The sequence below is a fragment of the Streptomyces griseochromogenes genome (assembly GCF_001542625.1).
GTDB lineage: Bacteria > Actinomycetota > Actinomycetes > Streptomycetales > Streptomycetaceae > Streptomyces > Streptomyces griseochromogenes.
Window position 1 is genome coordinate 6,032,607 of the sequence record NZ_CP016279.1, and the last position, 20,577, is coordinate 6,053,183.

The 20,577-nt window shown below is 69.7% G+C and carries 20 protein-coding genes; 10 read left to right on the forward strand and 10 right to left on the reverse strand.

Annotated elements, in window-relative coordinates; genetic code table 11:
• Window positions 1-14: 14 nt before the first annotated feature.
• From AVL59_RS25850 to AVL59_RS25860, 3 genes are all read left to right on the forward strand, one after another.
• On the forward strand, window positions 15-1,139 hold the full coding sequence (locus tag AVL59_RS25850) for a DUF2235 domain-containing protein (protein WP_067308727.1): 1,125 nt from the start codon (window positions 15-17) through the stop codon (window positions 1,137-1,139).
• A gap of 181 nt (window positions 1,140-1,320) precedes the next feature.
• Window positions 1,321-2,040: a peptidoglycan-binding protein gene (locus tag AVL59_RS54990; RefSeq protein WP_079146984.1), complete on the forward strand. Its 720-nt coding sequence runs from the start codon at window positions 1,321-1,323 to the stop codon at window positions 2,038-2,040.
• A gap of 71 nt (window positions 2,041-2,111) precedes the next feature.
• Window positions 2,112-2,825: a hypothetical protein gene (locus tag AVL59_RS25860; RefSeq protein ID WP_067308729.1), complete on the forward strand. Its 714-nt coding sequence runs from the start codon at window positions 2,112-2,114 to the stop codon at window positions 2,823-2,825.
• Here the strand turns inward: AVL59_RS25860 and AVL59_RS25865 are convergent.
• Both AVL59_RS25865 and AVL59_RS25870 read right to left on the reverse strand, forming a co-directional pair.
• Complete coding sequence (locus tag AVL59_RS25865; RefSeq protein WP_067308731.1) at window positions 2,822-3,022, reverse strand: hypothetical protein; 201 nt, start codon at window positions 3,020-3,022, stop codon at window positions 2,822-2,824. The two genes, AVL59_RS25860 and AVL59_RS25865, sit on opposite strands and share 4 nt — an antisense overlap.
• 29 nt (window positions 3,023-3,051) lie before the next feature.
• A complete protein-coding gene (locus AVL59_RS25870; RefSeq protein WP_159400082.1) occupies window positions 3,052-4,761 on the reverse strand; it encodes a SpoIIE family protein phosphatase in 1,710 nt (569 codons plus the stop codon).
• A 338-nt stretch (window positions 4,762-5,099) separates the two neighbouring features.
• Between AVL59_RS25870 and AVL59_RS25875 the strand changes: the two genes are divergently transcribed.
• On the forward strand, window positions 5,100-5,582 hold the full coding sequence (locus AVL59_RS25875) for a TetR family transcriptional regulator C-terminal domain-containing protein (protein WP_237281924.1): 483 nt from the start codon (window positions 5,100-5,102) through the stop codon (window positions 5,580-5,582).
• On the opposite strand, the gene AVL59_RS49415 is transcribed toward AVL59_RS25875, so the two are convergent.
• The 4 genes from AVL59_RS49415 to AVL59_RS25890 all read right to left on the reverse strand — a co-directional run bounded on the left by AVL59_RS49415 (window position 5,492) and on the right by AVL59_RS25890 (window position 10,201).
• Complete coding sequence (locus AVL59_RS49415; RefSeq protein WP_079146986.1) at window positions 5,492-5,857, reverse strand: hypothetical protein; 366 nt, start codon at window positions 5,855-5,857, stop codon at window positions 5,492-5,494. The two genes, AVL59_RS25875 and AVL59_RS49415, sit on opposite strands and share 91 nt — an antisense overlap.
• A 156-nt stretch (window positions 5,858-6,013) precedes the next feature.
• The gene (locus tag AVL59_RS25880) at window positions 6,014-8,119 is read right to left on the reverse strand and encodes a nuclease-related domain-containing DEAD/DEAH box helicase (protein WP_067308736.1); all 2,106 of its coding nucleotides are present in this window, start codon (window positions 8,117-8,119) and stop codon (window positions 6,014-6,016) included.
• 205 nt (window positions 8,120-8,324) lie between these two features.
• Window positions 8,325-9,098 (reverse strand): VOC family protein, encoded by a 774-nt coding sequence (locus tag AVL59_RS25885; RefSeq protein WP_067308739.1) that lies wholly within the window; start codon window positions 9,096-9,098, stop codon window positions 8,325-8,327.
• A gap of 185 nt (window positions 9,099-9,283) precedes the next feature.
• Window positions 9,284-10,201 carry an alpha/beta fold hydrolase gene (locus AVL59_RS25890; RefSeq protein ID WP_067308742.1) on the reverse strand — a complete coding sequence of 306 codons (918 nt, stop codon included), beginning with the start codon at window positions 10,199-10,201 and terminating at the stop codon, window positions 9,284-9,286.
• Window positions 10,202-10,313: 112 nt separating this feature from the next.
• On the opposite strand from AVL59_RS25890, the gene AVL59_RS25895 reads away from it, so the two are divergent.
• On the forward strand, window positions 10,314-10,958 hold the full coding sequence (locus tag AVL59_RS25895) for a TetR/AcrR family transcriptional regulator (protein ID WP_067308745.1): 645 nt from the start codon (window positions 10,314-10,316) through the stop codon (window positions 10,956-10,958).
• An 84-nt stretch (window positions 10,959-11,042) separates the two neighbouring features.
• Here AVL59_RS25895 and AVL59_RS25900 read toward each other — a convergent pair whose 3' ends face one another.
• Window positions 11,043-11,420, reverse strand: coding sequence for a winged helix-turn-helix transcriptional regulator (locus tag AVL59_RS25900; protein WP_067308748.1), 378 nt, complete (start codon window positions 11,418-11,420; stop codon window positions 11,043-11,045).
• Window positions 11,421-11,621: 201 nt separating this feature from the next.
• Between AVL59_RS25900 and AVL59_RS25905 the strand changes: the two genes are divergently transcribed.
• The gene (locus AVL59_RS25905; RefSeq protein WP_067308751.1) at window positions 11,622-12,698 is read left to right on the forward strand and encodes an MBL fold metallo-hydrolase; all 1,077 of its coding nucleotides are present in this window, start codon (window positions 11,622-11,624) and stop codon (window positions 12,696-12,698) included.
• Between the two features lie 143 nt (window positions 12,699-12,841).
• Here the strand turns inward: AVL59_RS25905 and AVL59_RS25910 are convergent, their stop codons facing one another.
• A complete protein-coding gene (locus tag AVL59_RS25910) occupies window positions 12,842-13,972 on the reverse strand; it encodes an aldehyde dehydrogenase family protein (RefSeq protein WP_067308753.1) in 1,131 nt (376 codons plus the stop codon).
• A 154-nt stretch (window positions 13,973-14,126) separates the two neighbouring features.
• Here AVL59_RS25910 and AVL59_RS25915 point away from each other — a divergent pair, with 154 nt between their 5' ends.
• The gene (locus AVL59_RS25915; RefSeq protein WP_067308756.1) at window positions 14,127-15,806 is read left to right on the forward strand and encodes an IclR family transcriptional regulator domain-containing protein; all 1,680 of its coding nucleotides are present in this window, start codon (window positions 14,127-14,129) and stop codon (window positions 15,804-15,806) included.
• A 41-nt stretch (window positions 15,807-15,847) separates the two neighbouring features.
• Here the strand turns inward: AVL59_RS25915 and AVL59_RS25920 are convergent, their stop codons facing one another.
• Window positions 15,848-16,369, reverse strand: a complete 522-nt coding sequence (locus AVL59_RS25920; protein WP_067308758.1) for a hypothetical protein — start codon at window positions 16,367-16,369, stop codon at window positions 15,848-15,850.
• Window positions 16,370-16,635: 266 nt separating this feature from the next.
• Here AVL59_RS25920 and AVL59_RS25925 point away from each other — a divergent pair, with 266 nt between their 5' ends.
• A complete protein-coding gene (locus AVL59_RS25925) occupies window positions 16,636-17,502 on the forward strand; it encodes a LysR family transcriptional regulator (protein WP_067308761.1) in 867 nt (288 codons plus the stop codon).
• A 7-nt stretch (window positions 17,503-17,509) separates the two neighbouring features.
• On the opposite strand, the gene AVL59_RS25930 is transcribed toward AVL59_RS25925, so the two are convergent.
• On the reverse strand, window positions 17,510-18,073 hold the full coding sequence (locus tag AVL59_RS25930; protein ID WP_067317766.1) for a TetR/AcrR family transcriptional regulator: 564 nt from the start codon (window positions 18,071-18,073) through the stop codon (window positions 17,510-17,512).
• Window positions 18,074-18,346: 273 nt separating this feature from the next.
• Between AVL59_RS25930 and AVL59_RS25935 the strand changes: the two genes are divergently transcribed.
• Together AVL59_RS25935 and AVL59_RS25940 are read left to right on the forward strand one after the other, a co-directional pair.
• Window positions 18,347-18,919, forward strand: a complete 573-nt coding sequence (locus AVL59_RS25935; RefSeq protein WP_099053131.1) for a hypothetical protein — start codon at window positions 18,347-18,349, stop codon at window positions 18,917-18,919.
• A gap of 194 nt (window positions 18,920-19,113) precedes the next feature.
• Entirely contained in the window at window positions 19,114-20,550 is a 1,437-nt protein-coding gene (locus tag AVL59_RS25940; RefSeq protein WP_067308767.1) for a GMC family oxidoreductase, read from the forward strand.
• Window positions 20,551-20,577 lie beyond the last annotated feature (27 nt).

The window sequence follows — 20,577 nt, forward strand, 5'->3', positions numbered from 1 at the left end:
GAAGGAGCGCGGGCATGCCTCGTGCGATCGTCGTCTGCCTCGACGGGACGGGCAACCAGGTGGGCGCGAGTCACCCCACCAATGTGGTCAGGCTGATGGAGATGCTGGACGCGGACGATCCGGCCCGGCAGCTGGTCTACTACGACCCCGGCGTCGGGACCATGTCGTCGGCCACCGCCCACGGCCCGGTGGGCCACCGGTTCTCCCGCCTGTGCGGCCTCGCCTTCGGCAGTGGGATGCGGACCAACCTCGCCGAGGCGTACACGTACCTCATGGGGCACTGGCAGCCGGGTGACCAGGTGTATGTGTTCGGATTCAGCCGCGGCGCCTACACCGCCCGGGCGCTCGTCGGCATGCTGAACAAGCCCGGTCTCATGCGCCCGGGCTCGGAGAACCTGGTGCCGTACGCCGTGGCGAAGTACGCCTTCAACCACGACATCGACGAGAGCGAGCGGGAGGTCGCCCGGTTCTCGCACACGTTCTGCCGGCGCACCGAGAACGAACCGCTGTGGGAGGACGTCAAGCGGAACGATCCACGGCAGGTCTCGCACCACGCCCTGCCGGTGACCTACCTCGGCGTCTGGGACACGGTGAAGGCGGCCGGTCTGCTGCGCCTGGGCAATCTGCGGTGGCCGTACACCCACGAGTTGCCGAACGCGGCCCGCATCCGGCACGCCGTGTCACTCGACGAGACCCGCCGCCCTTACCACGAGTTCCTGGTGAAGCCCCGTCCCGCGCCGCGTCAGGGCACCGCGGAGGAGGTCTGGTTCGCCGGGGTGCACTCCGACGTCGGCGGCACCTTCGCCCATGCCGAGGGCGCGCCCCTGCTCTCCGCGATCCCACTGAAGTGGATCATCGACGGTGTCACCGAGGACCTGGTGTTCCGCCCCCAGGCCTACGGCACCACCTGCGCGATCACCGAGGAATTCGCCGGCGCCCCGGTCCACGACAACGGCTCCCTGTGGATCCTCGCGGGCCGGCGCTCCCGTCCCCTGCCGAACGACGCCGTGCTGCACGCCAGCGTCAGGCTGCGGCGGGAGCGGGATCCCCGGTACCGTCCGGATCTGCCCGGTCCGCAGGAGCCGGGCCGCTGGGCGGACCCCGACTGGACCAAGCCGGTCCCGCCGCCGGGCGGTTGAGAGCCGTCAATAGCACAACTCCAGTGGCACGTCTTCTTGAACAGGCTTAGCGTAGAAATTGACTCCTCGCTCACACCCCACCCTGATGGGCTGTGAGTTCACCGTCGCCCGACCGTGGGTGATCAATCCCGGATTCGGTTCGCCGCGGCGTCATGGGACTGAAGGAAGGAAGCGAGCCACCATGGTCGCTCTGTCCAACGTCCGGTTCGGCAAGACCAACGAGGACGTACGCACCGTACAAAGAGCCCTGATCGCACGGGGCCACCAGATCCCGGACGGAGCCACCGGCACCTTCGGCGAACAGACCAGAGCCGCCTACCGCGCCGAGCAGCTCGCCCAGGGGTTCACCGGAGCGGACGCCGACGGCATCCCGGGCTGCCGCTCACTCAGCGCCCTCGGCCGCCACGCCGGCTTCGCCGTCGACTGCACGGACGCCGCGCCTCCGGTGCGTGCGGGCAGGCTCACCCTCGGTCAGGTCACGTACCACGACCCCAACGACGCGTTCGGGGAGGCCGCGATGCGGCGGTACGCCGACACGGCATGCCACCTGACCGGCATGGACCCGGAGTTCGGCGTCCCGGCACTGGTCACGATCTCCAGGCGGGAGTCCGCCTACAACAACCCCAGGTTCCGGGTGAACGACACGGATTCCAACGCGCGGGGCCCCCTTGCCGCCGACGGGCACCGGCAGAACTGTTCCCGCGGCGCCACCCAGTGCATTCCCACCACATTCGCCGCGTTCCACCAGGCGGGCACGGCGACGACGCCCTACGACGTGGTCGCCGACATGTGCGCGACGGTCAACTACGTGCGCGACAGATACCACGTCAACCAGTCGGGCTCGAACTTCACCGCCCGCGTGCAGCAGGCAGACCCGAACCGGCCTCCGCACGGTTACTAGGAACGCCGTTCCGGCCGCTGCGACGGCGTCGGCCGCACACCGCCAGGGGTTCGGGCCCGAGGAGCCGAGTCATGACGCAGCACAACCCTTTCCCTGTCCCGGAGGAACCGGGACTGTTGGTGCCGGTCGGGGTCGCGGGCTGGCAGAACGGATACGACGCCGGTATCAGCTCGCCGCCCGGCGTACCCCGTACACCGCTCGTCCGCAGCCTGGAATACGCGCAGGCCTGGGCGCAGGGCGCTGTCGCGGGCAACGCCGACGGGCGGACCGAGGGGTGGCGGTGGGCGTACTTCAAGGGAGCCGTCCGGCCCGAGCCCAAGGACGCGGCGAACGGTCACTACGGCCCCCAGAACAGCGGCGAACCGGGGCGGACGGGCAGCGGAGCCTTCGCCCGGAGCTGGCCGGCAGTCGGTGAACTGCCCCTTCAGGTGATGCTGGCGCAGTTCGCCGAGGGGGACAGCGACGAGAACGGTCTCACCGGCAGGATCCTCGCCCGGGCCTGCGCCGACAAGGGCATCCCGCGCCTGTACCTGGCGGTCGGACTGAATTCCTCCGGACCCGTGCGGGAAGCAACCGGCGATCCGTTGAACGACGCCGGTTACTGGCACGGCACCGTGTGCGAGTCGCTGGAGGAGGCCGCGTCGGAGGCGTCCGCGCAGATGCCGCCGTCCCGTATACCGCACTTCGTGGCGCTGGTGCGGTACGCGCCGGCGGCCGAGCACCACTTCTTCGACCTCCTGCCGGCGGCCGACGGATTCCCGCCGCACCGCGGCGGGAGCGGCTAGAACAGGGCGTCCTGATCAGGTTCCTGACGGAGCAGTGGGGCGACGTCCTCGCCCCTCCATTTCCGCTCCAGGTGCTTGCGCCAGCCCTGAGGCGGGGGCCACGGTATGCCCCATTCGGCAAGCTGCTTCTTCGTCCAACCGCCGCCGGAGGACTGCGCGGCGGTCACTTCGTCGGGTGAGGGTACGTAGTCGGCCATCTGATGATCATGCCCTGCTCGACGCTCCGTCATACGTGGACTTCCGACGCGTGCGGGCGTGAGGCGTGTCCAGGGCTCAGACGGGCGGCGAGGAGTGCGATGTCGTCCTCGCACATGCCGTTGGTCAACTGGGTCAGCAGCGTGTCGAGCAGGTCCTCCAGCGAGCCGTCGGCAGACAGTCCCAGCGTGGTGAGGGCGCGCACGGAGTCGTCTATGTCCACGCCCCTTTGTTCCACGAGTCCGTCGGTGTAGAGCAGGAGGACGGAGCCGGGCTCGAATGCGAACGTTGTCATCTCGTAGTCGCCGAGTTCGGTTCCGATGGGCGGTCCGGCCGGCAGGCTCATCAGGCCGGTGCTGCCGTTCGGGCGGATGACGAGCGGCGGCAGGTGCCCGGCCGTGGCCGCGGCGCAGGTGCCCGCCTGCGGATCCATCAGCACGAGCAGGCACGTGGCGACACGGTCGAGGCCGATGCGTGCGGCCCTGCGGTCGGCTTCGCCGAGCATGGCGTCCACCGGCATGCCGGAGGCGGCGACGGTGCGCAGGACGGAGCGGTACTGGCTCATGGCGACCGCGGCCTGGAAGCCGTGTCCCATCACGTCGCCCATGACCAGCAGGGTGCGGCAGTCCGGGAGTGCGATGGAGTCGTACCAGTCTCCGCCGACGAGGACACTGCGGCCGGAGGGCAGATAGCGGGTCGCCACCTCGACCGACGGGTGCGGGCTGTCCGGCTCCGACAGCAGGGCGCGCTGGAGTTCCAGCGTCATGGTGTGCTCGCGGCTGTAGCGGTGGGCGCTGTCGATGGAGACGGAGGCACGTGCGGCCACACCTTGTGCGGTGAGGATGTCGTCCTCGCTGAACGGCGGTGACGCTCCGATCCGCATCATGAGGGCGATGCCGACGCAGCGGCTGGCCGTGGGCAGTGGAACGATCAGCACCGAGTGGACACCGGCCGCCCGGAAGAGCCGCATGTGCTCGGGTTCGACGACGGCCTTGTGCAGCAGTTCGTCGGACGCCAGGTTGGCGAGCCAGGGCCGTCCGCTGTCGATGCAGCGCCGGGGCGCCGAACCGCGCGGGAGGTCGACGTACGGATCCGGTCCGAGTTCACGCAGGTGTCGTTGCAGTTCGGGCTGTGCCGACAGCTTCATCTTGCGCAGCCGGATCATGCCCGGCGGCGGCGGGGGCACACCGAAGAACTCCTCCTCGACGATGCCCACTCCGACCACGTCCGCCAGGGCAGGCGCGAGGAAGTCGGCGAGTTCGGCGCAGGTGGCCTGGAGGTCGAGGGTGGTGCCGACCCGGGTGGCCGCGGCATCCAGGAGGGCCAGTCGCTGGTGGGCGTTCTCGAGGTCGTCCAGGTACTGGCGCAGGTTGCTGACCTCGACGGATATTCCGCACACCCCGACGACGTGGCCCTGCACCTCGAGCCGGTGGAAGACCGCGCGCCAGAGTCTTCGTCCCACGGGTGAGGGGACGCGCGTGGTTCCGTTCAGGGTCACTTCCCGGGGCTGCCCGTCCGCGAGCACCTCGATCAGCACGTCGTCGGGGGTCTGCACGTCCGGCAGCACCTCGCCCAGCTTTCTGCCGAGAAAGGTGGCGGCGGGTACGCCGGTGACCCGGCACCAGGCGGGGTTGACGTAGAGATGGCGCAGATGACGGTCGAGGATGACCACGGGAGCGGACGTGCCTTCGATGATGCCCTGGAGGAATCCGCACTCACAGGACATCTGCGTGCCGTCCACCGACGGTATGAGAGGTTCGTTCCCCATGGTTCGCGGCGCCGGGGACTGCACCTGGGGAAAGAGCCACGACGGCGGGAGTCGTTCAGGATTCACCGTCTTCTCCTGCTGTACGGGCAGAGTCGTTCCCTTCCCCCATCGTGCGGGGAGCGGGGGTGTGCCGCATCTTGGTCGGCGGACGCGGGACGCGCCCGCCGCTGCCCGAGATCCACCCGGACCGTGACCAGCTCCGTCACCATGATCCGCACCACCATCGCGTTGAGCGCGCGCAAGGGTGCCGGCGGCCGAGGCGGCGCTGCCGGGCGTAAGGGTCGTCGCCCGGCAGGACGTGGGCGGTGCCGATGCTGGTCTTCGCGTTCCGGCAGGTCGTGGAGCGGACGCGGGCCCGGGTCGCCGGCCTCGACGCGCGCACCGGCCCGCGTGAGGCGCTGTCCGCCGCCCTGCGTGAACTGCTGCCGCTCGACGAGGACCGGCTCGCGGAATGCCGCGTGTACGTCGCCTTCGCCGCGCGCGCCGCCACCTCGCCCGAGCTCGCGGCCGTACGACGGGAGACGCCGGCGGCGATCCGTGCCGAACTACGGCAGACGCTGAGCGTGCTGCCCGCGCCCCCGCGCGGGCCCCGGCCCGACCCCGAGGTCGAGGCCCGGCTGCTCCTGGCCGTCGTCGACGGCCTCCTGTTCGACGCGGTCAGCGCTCCGGGGACTCTGTCCCGAGCCGGTACGGGGCGGCGGCTTCAGATCCGGTCCGTCAGGTCGTCGGCGTACACCTGGGACAGTGGCTGCGGGCCGACGTACTGCTGGCAGTTGCACTGCCCGGCCTCGTAGCGCACCGGCTTCCTGTTCTCGTCCCAGGCCGTCGGGACCTCTACGCGTTCATGGCAGTGGCCCTGCTTGTCGTGCTTGGCCAGGTGGTGTGTGCACCCGCACACGGGTTCCGGTGCCAGGTGCGCCGCGTCGACGGCGAGCCGTTCCTCCTTCGCCGCGTCCATCAGTTGCAGCTTCCGCTCGTGCCGGTTCCGCAAAGCGGTACGGACGTTGTCCGCGATCCAGGCGAAGCCCCCCGTCCAGAAGAGGACCATCACCAACCAGAACCACTTCATCGGTCATCCTTCCCCCGGCGGCCGTCCTTGCTGCGGCCGCAGCGCTCTCGGTGCCCGTCAAGGGTGCACCGGGTCGTCAAGATCAGGATAGACACGGGCCGGGCCGAGCTGGTGACACAGGCCGAGGCCGCTGCGACTCCGTGCGAACAGTGCCGGCTACCGGTCCACACTGCCCAGCCACAGCACGTCACGCGCCCGGGTCATGGCGACGAAGAGCCGGCTGCGGGACAGTTCGTCGCGCTCGCGTCCGGTTTCGGAGGCCTCCGTGTCGGGCGCCCGGGAGCTGTCCGTCAGGGTCGCGTCGTACTCGGGAAGGTAGACCCGCTTGAACTCCAGCCCCTTGGCCCGGTGGTAACTGCCGAGTTTGACGGCGTCGACGGGGCGGCCGTCGTAGTGCTCCAGCAGGCATACGGAGATGCCCGCCCGTTCGAGGAGCCGCTGGTAGCGGCCGATGGCGCGCATGGAGGGGCACAGCACCGCGCTGTCGGCTCGGGCCGCGGGAGGCAGGCCGTGCAGCGCCTCCAGGAGGGCCTGGTCGTGCTCGGCCGGCGTCGGCCTCGCGACCCGGATCACCTGGCCGTCGTGGTACGTGAGGTCCACTTCCCTGCGGCCCGGCGTGCGCAGCCCGTCGATGTCCTCGAAGGAGTCCTCGGCCACGACGGCGAGCGCCGTGTCGAGGATCTCCTTGCTGTTGCGGTAGTTGGTCCGCAGTACCTGTCCACGATCACCGCGGATGTCGATGCCGGCCTCGGACAGCCGGAATCCGCCTGGGTAGACGGCTTGTTGGCCGTCACCGACCAGGAGCAGCCCGTTCGGGGCATCGCCGACGAGGGCGTGCAGGAGGCGCACTCCGACCAGGGTCAGGTCCTGGACCTCGTCCACGATCACGGCCGCGTAGCGGTGTTGTCCCGTACGGCGCCGCGCCTCGGCCAGCGCCAGGGAGAGGACATCGTTGAAGTCGTGTACGCCGCGCTCGGCGCGGAGGGCCTCGTACGCCTCGTACAGCGCCCAGACGGCCTGCCGATGCACACGGCGCAGGCTCGCACGCCGGCGTCGGCGGATCACCGTGGCGTACTCCTCGAAGGACGTGATGCCCCGGCCCTTGATGACGTGGTCGATCTCCTCCTTCCAGTACCCCGGGGCCGGATCGATCTCGGTCAGGCGGCTGTCGCGGCCGACGTGTTTCCAGGCGAGGCTGAAGGCGGTCTCGGCCTTGTCTCCGTGCAGCCGGACCGGGACGCCGCGGTCCTGCAGGAACTCCTGGGCCCAGGAGTGCAGACTGCGGAAGTCGACCCTGTCGGCCACGGCGGGAGACATGGTCTTCAGGAACGTGGCCTGCACCCGCGGGAGGTTGTTGGCGAACGTGACGTACAGGAGCCGGCCGGTGGTGCGTTGGGCGAGGTGGGCCGCGCGGTGCAGGCCCACGACGGTCTTGCCGGTGCCGGCAGGACCGCTGATCCGTGCGGGGCCGGCCCAGTTGCGGCGCACCAGAGCCACCTGGTCGGGGCCGAGGAAGGTCATCCACTGTTCGATCGGGGCCCGCAGCGTTTCGTCCAGTGCCGCCTCGCGCAGCCCGTCGAGGTCGAACAGGCCGTCGGACAGGTCTTCCTGAGGCTGAGCCGGTGACGGGGGCAGTGGCTGCGGCTGCGGCTGCGGCTGCGGCTGCGGCACAGCGGATCCCTCGTACTCGGGGAAGACCCGCTCCAAGAGGTCGGCGATGGCGCGTACGGACGCGGCGGGCAGCCGCAAGCGCTCCGAGAGCAGGGCCGGACCCACCTCGTGCTCCCCCAGCAGCCGGATCCTGCCCAGTGCGGCATCGACGCGGTGACCTGCGAAGACCATGAGAGGCTGGACCGCGACCGGGGACATCCCCAAGGACGCGACCGCCGACTCGGCCGCTTTCGTGACGGCCAGCAGTTTGGCCGCGTGCTCGTCGCGAGCCTCGCCGCCCGCGCGGAGCCTTCCCTGCGAAATCTCCGGCGCGGAGCGCCAGTTCTTGACATCGAGGACGAACACCCCGCCGGGACCGACCAACAGCATGTCCACATTGGCCGCCCGTGTTCCGGGCCATCTGCGATCCACGAGTAACCGCCACCCACGCGCGGTCAGGACCAACAGCTGTGCCGCGACTCTGCGTTCGCCCTCATCGGCGGCTTCCCATCGGCGTGCCTGCTGCCGGGCCGCCTGCCACTGCTCCCTCAGCAGCCGCTCCTGCCGCCGCGCCTCCTGCGCCCGCCGCGACGCCGATCCACCCACCGCCATGCCACTCCCCCCTCGTACGCAGAGTAGTGATCATAAGGCGATCGGTGAGGGGCGGGGCAGGGCGCAGGACGGACAAGGTCCGTCCGCATCGGACGACTTCGGCCATCTGCCGGGGCCGGCGGACACGCGGCACGGCAGCGTGCCGGTGGCTGCCTCGCCCACGGCCCTGGGCCGAGCTCGGGAGCCCGCGTCGTCCCGATGACGGTCAGCCTTGGCGAGGGTTCGGCTTCAGCACGGCGAACACCGCCTCGCTCGGGTCTTCCAGCCAGGCGATGCGGCCGACGTCGGGCACGTCCGCGGCCGGCATGCGCACGGTCCCGCCGTTGTCCCGTACCGCCTCGACCACGGCATCGGCGTCCGCCACCGCGAAGTACGGCACCCAGCGCGCCTCTTCGCGCTCCCCCTGCAGCTGGGCCACGCCACCGAAGGAACCCTGCTGCTGGTCTCCGTACGCGATGCTGAGGACCCGGTACGTCATGCCGGGCGCCTGCATGTCCCGCGAGCGCCAGTCGAACAGCCCCTGGTAGAAGCGGATCGCGGCCTCCGGGTCGGCCGCGTGCAGCTCCACCCACACCAGCGTGTCGTCCTCGGATGCCTTCTGCAGCCCCATCGCGGAGTGCAGGACGGCGAACTGGGCGCCTTGGGGGTCGGTGAACTGGGCCAGCCGTCCCTCGCCCACACTCATGGGCTCGACACGCACGCTGCCACCGCCGGCGACCACCTGACGGGCGGTGGCCTCGATGTCGTCACTGCGGAAGTACGTCGTCCAGGCCGGACTGGCGCCCGCCTCGGTCAGCGGCCCGAGCGCGGCGACGATCTTCGCGTCCTTCTGGAAGAAGCCGTACCCGCCGGCCTGCGGCCCCGCGGACACGACCCGCCAGCCGAAGACGGCGCCGTAGAAGGCGGCGGCCGCCTCCGTGTCCGGGCTGCCGAGGTCGATCCACATGGGTGAGCCGGTGCGGAAGTCGGTGCCGAGCATGGGAGTCCTCCTGCGAATCCGGTACGGGGACCGCCACTATGCCGACCCTCCGGACAGGGCTCGGCACACCGCCACGCCCGTGCCGGGGGGTTCACCCGAGGTGGGGAACGACGTTCCGCAGGCTGCCACAACCGGCACGCCGGAGTCTCGTGGGTCTCCGGCTCGGTGCCCGCGTTCGGCGGCCGTCAGTCGACGGAGGCCATGAAACTCAGCATCCGGCGATTGATCTCGTCCGCGTGGTCGATCCCGGGTCCGTGGCCGGTGTTGGAGACGATCTCGGCGCGGGCACCCGGTATCAGGCGTGGGACGCGCTCGACCTGCCGCCGCGGGTGCACGAGGAGGCTTCGCTTGCCGAGCACCAGATAGAGCGGGGTGCGGATGGTGGACAGTTCCTCCTCGGACAAGGGCAACGGGGCGGGGCGACGGATGCGGTAGGCGCGCACCCCCACCCTGATCATGGTGCGCAGCTCCGGCATGATGAGGACCGGTTGTTCGAGCCACGCTGCCAGTCGTGGGCGCAGCGCCTTCGGCGCGAAGGTCGCGAAGAGGCTGACGAAGATCCAGACGAAGAAGCGCAGGCCCACTTTCTCCAGGCCGCCGGGGTCGAGGAGCGTGACCGAGGCGAGGCGTTCGGACCTGCGGTGTGCCTGATTCAGGCCGAGCCATCCGCCGTAGGAGGCGCCGACCAGGTGGACGCGGTCGAGCCCGAGGCCGGCCAGTGTCTCGTCCAGACACTGTGCGGCGCGTTCGGGCTGGTGGATGGCCTCGCGCTGAATACTGCGTCCGGGGTCACCGGGGGTGTCTATCGCGTAGACCGGGCGGTCGGCGCTCAGGGCAGGGGTGTTGGGGTACCACATGGCGGAGCAGGAGCCCGCTCCGTGGACGAGGACGACGGGGGTTCTCGAGCGGGCCGCCGGGTTCGCGGGGCCGTACCGGTAGACGTGCGTGGTGCCGAAGGAGGTCTCCACGTCCGTTTCCGTGAGAGCGGTCGCTCCCAGGGCGTAGACGGCGTCGCAGGCGGCGAAGTAGCGGTCACGCCAGGCATCGCTCACGTATCGGCCGACATCGGCCTGGGGGCGCGTCAGGGTCTGGGACACGGTCACCTCCGGGTGCGGATCCTTTGTGGTACGAACGTATCACGATGTTGGTACGGCTGTATCATCAAGGGGCCGGGGCGGACCCGACCGGCGGAGACAGCGAGCGGAGGAACGGTCGATGCCCAAGCGCGTGGACCATGCGGAGCGCCGTACCGAGATCGCCGAGGCTCTCCTTCGGGTTGCGGCGCGACGCGGACTGCACGCCGTCGGAATGCGCGATGTGGCCGCCGAGGCCGGCGTGTCACTGCGACTGGTGCAGTACTACTTCGAAACCAAGGAGAAGCTGCTGCTCCACGGGCTGCAGCAGCTGGCGCGGAGATTCGAGGAACGGGCCGCCGCCCGGGTCCGGGCCGCCGGGCAGGCTCCGGGACCCCGCGCGACGATCGAGGCCGTACTGACGGCGGCGTTGCCGACGGACGAGGAGAGCCGTACGTTCCACCTCGTCTACACCTCGTACGCGGTGCTGTCCGTCACCGACCCGGCGCTCGCCGCCCAGCCCTTCATCAAGAACCCCGACGCCGCCGAGAGCGCCCTCGTCGAACTCCTCCGGCAGGCCGAGGAGGGCGACCTCATCCGGCCTGATGTGGATGTGGAGTTGGAGGCCGTCAGCCTGCTGGCCATGTCCGCCGGACTGGGCACCAGCGTCCTGGTCGGGCAGCGCAGCGCGAAGTCGGCCGCCATGATCCTGGACCACCACCTCGACCGGATCTTCCGGGGCGATCACCTCCCGGACCGATCGGCGGACGCCACCGAACGCCGGTGAAGGCACCGGGTCGCACCGGCCGTCGAGGGCAGGGCGTGCGATCACAGCGACAGACACCACGGACGACCTCCGAGCGTCCGCGCGTCAGCTCCGGTGGTTTCGGTCGTACGTCTCCCGCGCCTCGCCGATCGCCGGAGCCACCTCCTCAGCCCAGCGCCGTATCTCCCGCACGACCGGGCACATGGTCCCGCCGAGTTCGGTGAGTTCGTACTCCACGCGGACCGGCACCTCGGGGTAGAGCCGCCGGGCGACTAGCCCGTCCCGCTCGAGGTCGCGAAGGGCCCGGGCCAGCACCTGGGCGCTCACTCCCAGCTGGTGCCTCAAGTCGTTGAAGCGGGTGGGGCCGTCTTCGAGAGCGTGCGCGATGAGCACCGTCCAACGGCCGGCCAGCCGCTCCATCGCCTCTCGCGCCGGAGTACCCGCGCCGTAGATCTCGGCTTCACGCCGCGGCGTTCCGCTCATTTCCGCACCTCGCCCGGACTCGGCATCTTCTTCCCTTCCAACCCGCGATTCATAACGGTCATTCAATTCCCACCTGGTCACTCAAGAGTGACTTGATGACATGAAAGTTAGCCATCCGAATAACTTGATGAAACTTCAAGTAACTCGTAGCGTTGATCTCGGCCGGCCATTGATCCCCCTAGTCGGAAAAAGAGGACAGTCATGCTCGATCGTCGTTCCGTAATCCGTGGCGGCAGTGCCGCAGCCGTCGTCGGCGCGGGAGCTCTCGCTTTCAGTCCCGGCGGCGCCAGGGCCGCCGAACCCGTCGACACGGAGAACCGGTCGCCGAAGAGCGCCGGGGCGACTTCCGGTGCCGTCACCGAGGCCCCCGGCTTCCTGCCCCTGCCCTCGGATGCGAAGCCGCTGCCCGACAACGGAAAGGGCTATCGGCTGCAGCGCGCCGGCAAGAACGGCTACGTCGTCATCACCGGTTTCGTGCAGTCCGTCTTCGTGGTGACCCGCGACGGCGTCGTACTCGTCGACGCACCGCCCGCTTCCCGCGCCATACTCAAGGAGGCCATCGCCTCCGTGACCGACAAGCCGGTGACTCACTTCATCTACAGCCATTCCCATCTGGATCATGTGGGCGCGGTGACCGAATTCCCGGACGCGATCCGTATCGCGCACGCCGACTGCGCCACCATTCTCGCACTGCACAAGGACCCGGCACGGCCGATGCCCCAGAAGGTCCTCCACGGAAAGCACAATGTTCTGCACATCGGAGGCGAGGAGATCCATGTGATCTACCCGGGCGCGAACCATGAGTCCGGGAACATCCTCACCCACTTCCCCGGCCAGCGGCTCGTGGCCATGACCGACGTCGTCATGCCGGGCTGGGCCCCCTATCGCGGCTGGGGCAACGCGGACTACCTGCCCGGGATTCTCCTCGCCCACGACGCCATTCTCGACCTCGACTTCGACACCTACGTCGGCGGTCATGTCTACCGCACCGGAACACGAGCCGACGTGAAGCGGTCCCGGGCATTCTTCGTCGACTTCTGGAACACCACGAAGAAGAACATGGGAGCGATCTCCTTCACCGAGGCCGCCTCCGAGGTCGAGTCCGCGAACGTCTGGGCCGCGCAGAAGGTCTGGATCGACCGCGTCGCGAAGGCCACGCAGGCCGAACTCGTCGAGCGCTGGGGTTCTCGTATCGCCGCGGTCGACACGTTCAGCGCCGACACCGCGGGTTCCGTGGTGGTGTCCATTTCCACCGACGCCACCATCAACTTCCCGTAGACCGCGTGATCTGACGGCCGGTCCGGTTCGCTGAGGCCGGGGGCGCGCGGCACAGCGCCCCCGGCCTCAGCGGTTGCCGTTCACCTTCGCCCGACGCATCGACCGGCCCGATGGACGCTCGGATCGGCCGCAGCCGGAGTCCTTCACACCGCCCCAGATCTTCGATGATGACTCCGGCGGTCAGCCCGTAAGGGGTGTCGTTCGGTGACACCGGTGAGCACCACCGGGCGGATCAAGGTGTCCGGCCCCTCGGGCCTGCCGGTGCCCGCCGCGAGGGTCGCGCCCTTGGCGACCGCGTCCTCGACGAGCGCCGCGATGCGCTGTGCGGCCCGGGAGTTGACGACGGGGCCGACGGCGACGGCGGGGTCGGTCGGGTCGCCGCGGTTCAGCCCGGCCGCCCGCGCGGCGGGCTTCGCGGTGAACTCCTCGGCGAGCAAGCGGTGGACGATGACACGGCCGAGGCACATACGGATCTGGCCGGAGTTCACGAAGGACCCGAGGACGGCCGCGTCCACGGCGTAGTCGAGGTCCGCGTCCTGGAGGACCAGCAGGGTGTTCTCGCCGCCGAGTTCCAGGCGCGCGGGCTTGAGGTGCCGGGCGGCGTGGACCGCGATGGCACGGCCCACCTCGATGGAACCGGTGAAGTCGACCATGTGTACCCGCTCGTCCGCGACCAGTGCCGAGACCACTTCGGCGGCGTCCGCACGGTCGTTGGTGACGGCGTTGAGCACCCCTGCGGGCACGCCGGCCTCCCGCAGCACGTCGGCGATGAGCAGGCCGCACGCGACCGGGGCGTCTTCGCTGGGCTTCATCACCACGGTGTCGCCCAGGGCGAGCGGCAGCGCGATCGCGCGTGCGCCCAGGACGAGCGGGGCGTTCCACGGCGAGATGGCGGCGATGACGACCTTGGGGACGCGCGCCTGGGTGGAGATCACTCCATCGGCGTCGGTGGCGAGCACCTGTCCGGCCGACTGGCTGACGGCGGCGGCCGCCTCCAGAAGGATGTCGGCGCCGAGGCGGGCGTTGAACGCCGCCCAGGGCGCGGTGGCGCCGACTTCTCCCGCCATGATCCGCACGATGTCGTCGGTGCGGTCGGCCATCGGCCGAGCCGCCCTGAGGAAGATCTGACGGCGCATGGCGGACTTGGTGGCCGCCCATTGCCCGGAGGCCGCGCCTGCGGCGTCCACCGCGCGCCGTACGTCCTCGGCGGTGTCGGCGGCGACCTCTGTGTGGACGCCGCCGATCCAGGGGTTGGTGTCGGGGGTGGTGGACAAGAGCCGGTCCCTCGCCTTTTCACTGAGTGAACTTTCATTCATTAAACGTGAAATCTGAGTCTGAGGTGTCTGCGCGGCGCTGTCAACGCTCGGTAGCGTTCTCTCGTCAGGGATCGGAACGAAGAGAACGAAGAGCACGGGAGCAGAGTCGGCGATGGCAGGACGCGCGAGGGCGACGACCGGTGGCGCCACGGAGGCAGGGCCCGGCGCGGAGGCGGAGGGCCCGCTGGCGCGGGGCCTCGCGGTGCTGAGAGCCGTCGCGGAGGCCGACGGACCGGTGCGCCTGGCCGACCTCGCCCGATCGACGGGCCTGGCGCGCTCCGCCGTGGACCGGCTGGCCGCGACACTGGCGCACCTGGGGCATCTGCGGCTGACGGACCGCGATCTCCGGGCCGCCCCCCTGCTGATGGAGTTCGGCAACGCCTACCTGCGCGCCACGAACCTGCCCGACAGCGTCCAGCCCCCTCTGGACGGCCTGGCCCGCGCCCTCGACGAATCCGTGTCCCTGATCACGGAGGACGGCTGCGACATGCGCATCGTCGCTCGCGCGATCCCCCCGGAGCGAGTGATTCCGCTGGGGTTCAGGGTCGGCGATCTGCTGCCCGCGGACCGCTGCGCGGCCGGAGCCGTCCTGGCCGGCGCCTGGGACAGCGAACAGCGGCTGGCCTGGCGGGCGCAGCGCGCCGCCGACCCACTCGACACCGGCTATCCGGCTCTGCCGGCGCGCTTCGCGCGGCTCGGGAAGGAGGCGGAGGCGGGCTTCGCCGCCTGGATCTCCGACGCGGCCGAGCGGGGCTGGGCGCTGGACGATCAGATCGCGGCTCCGGGTCTGGTCGCCCTGTCGGTTCCCGTTCCCGGTCAGAAGGACGGGCCCCGGTATGCGGTGAGCGTGCTCGCACACACCAGTCGCTTCACCGCCGAGGCCCTGCGCGCACACGCCCTCACCCATCTCACCCGGGCGGCACGGGACATGGGCGACGCCCTCGGCGCCGACCGGCCTGCGGCCGGCCGGCTCGCCCCGTCCCCTTACACCGACGCCAAGCCGGAACTGGGGCCCTCGTTCCTTCAGGCGCTGGCTCGCGGCCTCACCGTGCTCACCGCCCTCGGAGGCGCCCGCGGCGGCCTCACGCTCAACGAGGCCGCTCAGGTGACCGGTCTGTCGTACCCGAGCACACGCCGCAATCTGCTCACCTTGCTTCAGCTGGGTTACGCCGAGCAGCGCGGACGACGCTTCCTGCCCGCTCCGCGCACTCTCGGCCTCGGCTACGCGCGCCTGTCAGGCCTCGGCCTGGCCGACATCGCACAGCCCCATCTGGCCGAACTCGCCGCTCGCGTGCACGAGTCCGCCTCCGTCGCCGTTCTCGACGGAGCGGAGGTGCGTTACCTGGCCCGCTCCGCCACCCAGCAGGTCACGAGCGTCAGCGTCCAACCGGGAGCCCGGCTGCCCGCCTACGCCACCTCCATGGGGCGCGCCCTGCTGGCCGATCTGTCGCACCCGGACCAGGAGCGACTCCTCGCCGCACTGCCGCCGCGCCCGCTGACCTCCTTCACCCGCACCTCGCCCGCGGATCTGACGAAGGCCATCGAGGGGGCAGGGCAGGACGGGTACGCCGTCGTGGAGCAGGAGCTGGAGGTGGGGCTTCGTTCCATGGCGGTCCCGCTGCGCGACGCGCGCGGCAACGCCGTCGCCGCGGTCAATCTGGCCCTGCACGCGGGGACGGAAACTCCCGAGCAGTCACGCGAGCGGCTGCTGCCCCACCTGTTCTCCACCGCCCGCGCCATCGAGGCCGACATGGCCGCGGTCTTCGCGTTCGCGCCGGTACGCAGCGACTGAGGTGCGATGCACGGCACGACGGCGGCCGCGGAGCCACGTCGTCACTCGGCCGCCTCCGCGGGACTGTAGATGAGTCCCAGGTGTGCTCCGTAGACCCAGTGCCAGAGGAACACGCCTGTCATGTACTTCCAGCCGAATCCCCAACTGAGGAACCCCGGGTGCAGGCCGCGGGCGGGTGCGAAGACGAACGGCGTCATGAAGCTGATGCCGACGCACGCCAGAAGAGTGCCGAACAACAGGCCCTTGGCAAGGTTGCCGCGCACCGTGTTCCCCCACCGCAGGGCGGGGTGCAGTGCGCAGGCGAAGAGCACGGCGAACACCACACCGTCGACGTAGTGCGACAGCCCTCCCACAAGAAACTTCTGCAGGGGGGTGCCGAAGGGGATGAAGACCCAGCCCTGCGAGGTGTTCCAGTCGAGCCTCATCATCCCGACCCCACCGAGCCAGAATCCGAAGACGGTCGCGAGATGGGTTGCCACCAGACCGGCGAGCACGGCGGCCGCGACTCTGTGATGCGTGGCCCAGGTCCGCCACCAGGAAGACTGCTCCGCTGAAAAGGACATGGAGACTCCGTTGGATGAGGTGTATCAGGTGTGTCCGATACGCACGACCGGAGACTGACCGAGTGAACGCTCGGCGCATGCACCAACCGAACCAGTCCACTCAGTGAAATTCTCTTCGGTATGCGAACGGCAGTCTGTAGTCACCTTGTTGACGTGTCAAGCCTCGTCGAGTCAACCGGACCCACTTGTCGGCGCACCCCGTCACAGACATGGCGGCGATGCTGCTACCTTAGGAGAACGTTGGTTCTCACTGAAGGGTTCCGGCCATGAGACATGGAGCAGATCTCGGCATGCTCCGCACCTTCCTGTGCGTCTACCGATGCGGCGGCGTCGCCAGAGCCGCAGGCCTGCTCGGACTGTCGCAGCCCGCCGTCTCGCGTCATCTCAAGGCGCTGGAAGGCATCATGGGACGGCCCCTCTTCGACCGGCTGGGGCGCGGAGTGGCGCCGACCCAGGCCGGAGACCTCCTCGCCGCCCAGATCGCCACCCACCTGGACGCCCTGGAAGACGCGGTCGACGCGCTCCCTCCCACCAGCGCCAACGCCCCCGTGCTGCTGGGGGCGCCGAGCGACCTGCTCGCGGTCCATGTCCTGCCCAAGCTGACCCCGCTGCTGACGAGCGGTGTCGATGTGCACTGCCGCATCGGCTTGTCACCGGAGCTCGCGCAGGTGGTGCTGCACGACGAGTTGGACATCGCCGTCGTGACCAGGATCGAGCGGGCCCCGACGAGACAGCTTCACCTCAGGCATCTGTGCGACGAGGAGTTCGTACTGGTGGGCCCGGCCGGAGAGGCGCCGTATACGCCGGAGAACGACAGCCGACGTTTCATCGGGTACTCCCCCGCCATGCCCATGGCCCGGCGCTACTTCCGCATGTGCTGGGGCATGCAGCCACCGACACCCGGGTTGACGGTAGCCGACCTTCGGACCGTGGTGTCCGCCGTCGCCGCCGGCGCCGGACTGAGCGTCGTCCCCCGCTATCTCGCGCAGGATGCCTTGGACGCCGGCGCACTGAGTGTGCTGCACACACCGGACACGCCGGTGAGCAACTCGATATACCTGGCCACGCGACGGGGCCGGGAACACCTGCCGCAGATCAACGCGGCCTTCGAGTTGCTCTGCCAGACGGCCTGAGTGACACTCAACCCACCCGCGCCGACTGCAGCAGAACCGCCGCGGCCGCTCTGCCCCGTGCGGCCGACTGAGGGTCACCCGAGATGGCGGCGGTGGTCATGGCCCCTTCGGCGAGCAGGACGACATGATCGGCCACCTCCGAAGGAGCGCCCGCCCGCCGCACCAGATCGACCACGAAGTGCCGGAACCGCTCCTTGTGATGGCGCGCCGCTTCGGTGACTTCCGGGGAGGTGGCTCCCAGTTCACCGAACGAGTTGATGAAGGCGCAGCCACGGAAATCCGGTTGCTCGAACCAGATGTGCAGCCAGTCGAAGACCGCGAGCACACGTTCACGCGCCGACGCGTCCGCCGCCTCGACGTACTCCTCGAGTTCGCCCCGCCATCGGGCGTCCCGCCGCCGCAGATACTCCTCGACAAGGACGCCCTTCGAGGGGAACTGCTGGTAGAGGCGCCGGAGCGTGACCCCGGCGGCCGTACGCACAGCGTCCATCCCGACCGTCTGAATGCCCTGGCTGTAAAAGAGCTGTTCGGCCGCGTCGAGGATCCGGGTCCGGATCGGGTCATCGTGCATCGTTGGGGCGCCCTTGCCGTCCATGTGCGAGAACTTTCGTTCTGTCACCTTACTCGGCGGGTTGAGTCACTTTCCAGAGCGTGAGGGACCGACCTCGGACACAGCCGGTTCACGGGATGCCGACAGTCCGAACATACCTGCCATTGGCGATGGGGTGCATGAGCGGGGTATTCACCATTGTTGTGAGTACTATTCGGTAAAGCAACGGCACACAACCTCAGGGAGAGAGTGACTGTGGCCGAGAATCATGATGAGACAACCAGCCTCAGACCGTTGTACGCCGCCCGGCTGGCAGAGGATCTGAAGCGCAACGCCGAGGAACAGGAGCGGCTCAGCAGCGAGGTGGCCGCGATCCAGGAGAAGCTGGAGACGCTGCGCCAGGACCAGGCCCTCTTGGCGACCATGCAGGAGGCGCTCGTCGGCGCGCAGGACATGGGTGACACAGCGGCCGCGCCCACCGCCAAGGCCTCTCTTCCACACCAGGCCACGCCTGTTCCGCAGGCCGGCAAGCAGAAGACGAACCGCGCCAGGAAGACGACGTCGGCGAAGAAGACGGCACCCGCCGCACGCACCGCCGATGCGCCCAAGGGCGCGGGCAGTCCGACGCTGCGCGATCTCGTGGTCAGTCACCTGGGCGGGGAGAGTGAGCCGCGTTCGGCCCTCGAAGTCACCGACGCCCTGATCGGCGCCCACCCCGACCGCGGGATCAAACTCACGGTGGTGCGCAGCACCCTGGAGGCCATGGTCGCCAAGGGGCACGTCCGTCGCAGCAAGCAGGGCAAGTCCGTCTTCTACTCGGCGGATCCGGCCGTGGCCGAGGCCGGGCAGGAACCCGTGACCGCCTGACCGGCTGTCACGTCGATGGGCGGTGTCGGGCAGGTCCTGCAGGACCTGCCCGACACCGCCCATCGGCATTCCCCGGTCACCCTGAACTCGACGACACGTTGCATTTACTGATGGTTGACGATCACTCGCATCATGGCTCGCCCGGTGACTGATCGGTTTGGCTGGGACAACGTCGCCGTCGAAAGGGATGTCCCATGCGCACTGTCATCGTGGGAGCCGGGTCCGCCGGTCTCGTCTGTGCCTGGAAGCTCAGCGCGGACCCAAGTCATGAAGTCGTCCTGGTGGACGCGGGTACGGACCCCGGCCCGAATGTGCCGGACGAACTGCGCACGGAGATTCTCCTGCCGGCGCACTACTACTGGCAGTACACCGACGAGGACACCGGCGCCTTCCTGCCGCGAGGCAAGGTGTTCGGCGGCAGTTCCGCGGTGAACGCGGCAGCGGCGGTCCGCGGTCAGCCTTGGTGCTACGACGCCTGGGACTCGGCACTGTGGTCGTACGACGCCTGCCTGCCCGCCTTCCGTGCTCTCGAAGCCGACCAGCAGTTCGGTCAGGAGGACCACCACGGGGCCGAGGGACCCATAGCGATCACCCGGTACGAGCAGAGCGCGTTCGACCTCGTCTTCCAGGACGTCTGCCGGCGCCACGGCTATCACCCGGTGGCCGATCACAACGCCCCCGGAGCCCTCGGCTTCGGCCCCTTTCCCACCAACCGCGTCGACGGTGTGCGGTTGAGCACCCTCGTGAGCGTGCTGCCCCTCATCCGTTCCCGCGCCAACGTGGTCCTGCGGCCGGCCAGTGAGGTGCTGCGGGTGCTGGTCAGCGGGGGCGCGGCGCACGGTGTGGTGCTGCTGGACGCGCAGGGGCAGCATGTCGTCGAGGCCGACCGCGTCATCCTGTCGGCCGGGACGTTCGGCACACCGGAGATCCTCTTCCACTCGGGCATCGGCCCGGCCGACGACCTGCGGAACGCGGACCTGCCGGTCCTCGTCCACGCGCCGCAGCTGGGCACGAACCTGTCCGATCACGTCCTGTTCCAGCTGAACGTGGACGTCACCGACGCCTCCCAACTGCCCATGCCGGGTGGTCAGGGCACCTTGCTCACCTACGAACTGCCCGGCGACCGTCATCCGCAGGCTCAGATATTCGCCTACCACGCCGCCTTCTTCGACCCCACCGCGGGCCCGCACGCGGCCGCGGTGACCGCCTCGCTGGTCACCCCCGAGAGCCGGGGCCACCTCGCGTTGGGCCGAGGACGAGCCCGAGTCCGCCTCCGTCATCTGTCGGCGCCCCTGGACCGGTCACGGGCAGCCGACATCGTCACGACGGCCGCCGGCATCGTGGACGACCTGGCCGCACAAGGACGGGTCAAGCTGCCCGACGCACCCTGGTGGCGCAGCGAGGACCTGCCGCAGGCTTGCCGCGCCCAGGCCCTGTCGTACCACCACCCGGTGGGCACCTGCCGGTTGGGCCGGGACGATGCCAGTGTCGTCGACGAGCGTCTACGAGTCCGGGGCGTGGACCGGCTGATGGTGGCCGACGCCTCCGTCATGCCGACCATTCCGCGGGCCCACACCAATCTGGCCACGATGATGATCGGTTACCGGGCGGCAGACTTCGCCGCCGAGTGACTCCCGTGTGTGAAGGTGCCCGGGACA